At 63.2% G+C, this 3224-nt stretch carries 3 protein-coding genes and 1 pseudogene; 3 read left to right on the forward strand and 1 reads right to left on the reverse strand.

Annotated features, from left to right (window positions below; all coding sequences use genetic code 11):
* Positions 1–71: 71 nt before the first annotated feature.
* The 3 genes and pseudogenes from ACZ7LB_RS31885 to ACZ7LB_RS31895 all read left to right on the forward strand — a co-directional run bounded on the left by ACZ7LB_RS31885 (position 72) and on the right by ACZ7LB_RS31895 (position 1626).
* A complete protein-coding gene (locus ACZ7LB_RS31885) occupies positions 72–392 on the forward strand; it encodes a transposase (protein ID WP_471473172.1) in 321 nt (106 codons plus the stop codon).
* A 32-nt stretch (positions 393–424) separates the two neighbouring features.
* Positions 425–1086: pseudogene (locus ACZ7LB_RS31890) on the forward strand (site-specific integrase); the annotation flags it as partial.
* A gap of 294 nt (positions 1087–1380) precedes the next feature.
* Complete coding sequence (locus ACZ7LB_RS31895; RefSeq protein ID WP_471473174.1) at positions 1381–1626, forward strand: hypothetical protein; 246 nt, start codon at positions 1381–1383, stop codon at positions 1624–1626.
* Between the two features lie 90 nt (positions 1627–1716).
* Here the strand turns inward: ACZ7LB_RS31895 and ACZ7LB_RS31900 are convergent, their stop codons facing one another.
* Positions 1717–3126 (reverse strand): protein kinase domain-containing protein, encoded by a 1410-nt coding sequence (locus ACZ7LB_RS31900; protein WP_471473176.1) that lies wholly within the window; start codon positions 3124–3126, stop codon positions 1717–1719.
* Positions 3127–3224: the final 98 nt, after the last annotated feature.

Below are 3224 nucleotides of genomic sequence, written 5' to 3' on the forward strand. Positions count from 1 at the left end.
CAAAATCCTCGGCTGGAAGACCCCGGCGGAGGTGTTCGAGGAACAGCTACGCTCGCTACAACATCCCGGTGTTGCAACCACCAGTTGAACTCGCCGAGTACGCCTCGCGGAAGTTTCGCCGAGCCTGCCGCAAGCTGGGCGTCACCCAGTCCATGGGCCGAGTCGGCTCGTGCTTCGACAACGCCGTCAGCGAGGCGTTCAACAGCGTCCTGAAGGTCGAGTACGTCCACTGTCACACATTCCGCACCCGCACCGAGGCCCGGATCAGGATCGCCACCTGGATCACCGACTTCTACAACACCCGCCGACTACACAGCGTGTGCGGGTTCAAGAGCCCGATCGACTACGAGAACGAGTACTGGGCCGGCCTCACCGTGGGACTGGCTGCATAGGAAGGACTCCACAGTTCGAGGGGATTGACATGCTGGAGGAAGTCCAGTGCCTCCTCGCCGAGGCAGCCAAGGTTCGCAACACCGCCCGCTGGGTTATCGCCCTCGCGCTCGGCCTGCGCCAGGGCGAGGTCCTCGGCCTGAAGTGGGAGGACGTCGACTTCGATGTAGGCGTCATCCTCGTACGCCGAGGCCGCCTACGGCCTCGCTACAAGCACGGCTGCGGAGACAAGTGCGGCCGCAAGCCCGGCTATTGCCCGCAGAGGATGAGCATTCGGCGTGAGACGAAGGACACCAAGACCCGCGCCGGTAGGCGTCCGGTCGGCATGCACGAGGAGCTGCTCAAGCTGTTGCAGCGACACAAAGAAGAGCAGGCGCGCGAGCGGTCCATCGCCCGGGACCTGTGGGTGGAGAAGGGCTACGTGTTCACCTCGCCGACCGGCGAATCGCTCAACCCCAACACCGATTTTCACCGCTGGAAGGATCTGCTCAAGGCGGCGAAGGTCCGCGACGGCCGCCTCCACGATGCGCGCCACACCGCGGAGTCCTGCTCCTCCTCGGCGTCCCCGACACGGTCGTCGACCGGATCATGGGCTGGGAGCCCGGCAAATCCGCCCGGATGCGCAGCCGGTACCAGCACCTCACCAGTCCCGTGCTCCAGCAGACTGCAGCCAAGGTCGGCGCCCTGATCTGGGGTGCAACATCGCATCAGTTCCCGTCGGCGCCTGGAACTCCCGTGCCCGGCTTGAGTGAGAGCCCTGTATCAGCGGGGCCCGATGTGTACGTGGCCTGTCTCGGCGAGACGTACGTTCCGTTCCTGCATGACGACCACGCCCAGACCGTGGTCTCCCAGTGGAACACCGATCACGGCGGCAAGCCTGCACACGTGGAGAGGTGGGACCGGCCGCAATGGGAGCGTGAGGGACCCGGCGGCATCCGGGCAATCCGCGACTGAATACCCGACCGTCGGCTCATTCATCATGCCCACGCCGTGTACCTGCCCGGCGGCGAACGACTCAACATCGGCCGCGCTGAGCAGTGGTCGGTAATAGCCTGGGAGTTCGAGACCGACCTCTACACCGACCTGCCGATGCGCTGGCACACCACTCGCCGCGTAGGCATGGAGGTCGAGGCCCAAATCCGCGGCACAGACCGGGACGCCGTCACCGCCGCGTTCGACGAGGCTTGTGCACAGGCTGTGGACCGGGCGAGGAACCCGGAAAGGCACGGCGAGTGACCTAGAAGAGCTCTTGAAGGGGCTGTTGCGCGGGACTACGCAGCAGCCTCTTCGGCATCAGCATGCTGATGGAGGGCTACGTCCTCAGCATCAGGATTGCCCTGCCTTGCTGTGCTCGCGGTCGAGGATGGCTAGGAACTCGGCGATGCTCTGTGGGTGTCTTTCGATCTTGTGATGTGTTGCTTCCTCAACGATGGTTCGCCACGGCTCCTCTGCCGGCAGGAGGGGGATATTCGGCTGTGGCCACTGCCCGATTAGAGCCCAGGCGGCGACTCGGCCGAGGCTGTAGGTGTCTGTTGCCGGGACAGAGAGGTCGTGCGGCCCGGCGGAGAACTCAGACGCATTCGACGTTGGGAAGAGCTCAGGCGGAGCGAAGCCAGGAGTACCGATGTAGGCGCCGGTGCGGCCGGCGACGGTCGTCTGGCCGCGTGGTCGGCGGACGGTGCCCCAGTCGGCCAAGGTCCAACGCCCGTGCAACAGAAGAATGTTCGCTGGCTTGACGTCGCGGTGGCGCCAACCGTGACGGTGCGCTTCCGCTAGTGCGGATGCCACCGCCTCGATCATCCTGCGGAGATGCTTTGGCTCCTTCAGGTGGAGGAACTGCTCTTCAGCAGTCGCGTCGGCCAGAGGCATAATGAACCAGTGGTGCTTCGCCTCAGAATCGAGGACAGGCATGACATGTGGGTGTGCGCTCAGGATGCGTGCGATCTCGATCTCGCGCCCCATCCGGGCGCCTGCTTTCTTCCATTCAGAGGTCCTTCGCTTGAAAGCAATCTCGATGCCGGACGCTTTGTGCACCCCGCGGAACACTTCTGCTTGCCCGCCCCGCTTGGGTACGACTTCCAGGGCGTAGTCCTTCTTGTGCCCTCGTGCACCCTCGATCACCTCGCGATAGCGTTCCAGGTTTGGCGTAATCTCTTCCAGTGGACCTACAGCTCGTGCGAGTAGTCGTCGGCTGAACCGGTCGACGAACCGCTGCACAGACATGCCTTCCGACGGCTCCCGCAGTTCCGCGTCGGCGTACGAGGTGTATGCAATCTCGTCATAGAGCTCCTCATTGAGGAATTGGTTTAGCGCTGCCTCAAGCCTCGGCTGGACAGAGGAATTACTTTTGTCCTGCTCCCACATGATGAACAGTCCGAGCTGCGGCTGCAGCCCGCCATTTTGCTCTGAGTTTCTTACCGCGAAGGCCCGTGAGGTTGCCTCGTGGATCCGGTTGGAAAAGTTTTGCGAGGCTGAGGGCCCAGACTGCGCAGTGAACTCGATGGCACCCAGCGATATTTCGTCCTTGGCGATGACAATGTCCCACTGGCTGTCCCCCAAGCCGAAGGACGCTGGTAGGGAAGCCTCCCGTCCCGTCCGAATCCAGGAGCGGTCGATGCCACGTTCAACGAGTGCATCGACGGCAGAGTTGATGACGGGATCCCAACGATGGCGACGGGTCAATTTGTCGGAATCAACCCAGAAGTCCTGCACCGCAGCTGCCAACGCGTCTGCCATCTAAGAGCACATCTCATTTGGGTGACTCGGTAGCCTGTGAGTCATGGTGGGGATCGTTGAGCGGCTGGTGCCGGACGAGTTGTGGGAGTTGTTCCAGC

Source organism: Streptomyces sp. NPDC107521 (assembly GCF_055598485.1).

Coding starts and splice junctions, on each gene's coding strand:
- ACZ7LB_RS31900 (WP_471473176.1), bottom strand. CDS start 3,126: ATGGCAGACGCGTTGGCAGCTGCGGTGCAGGACTTCTGGGTTGATTCC.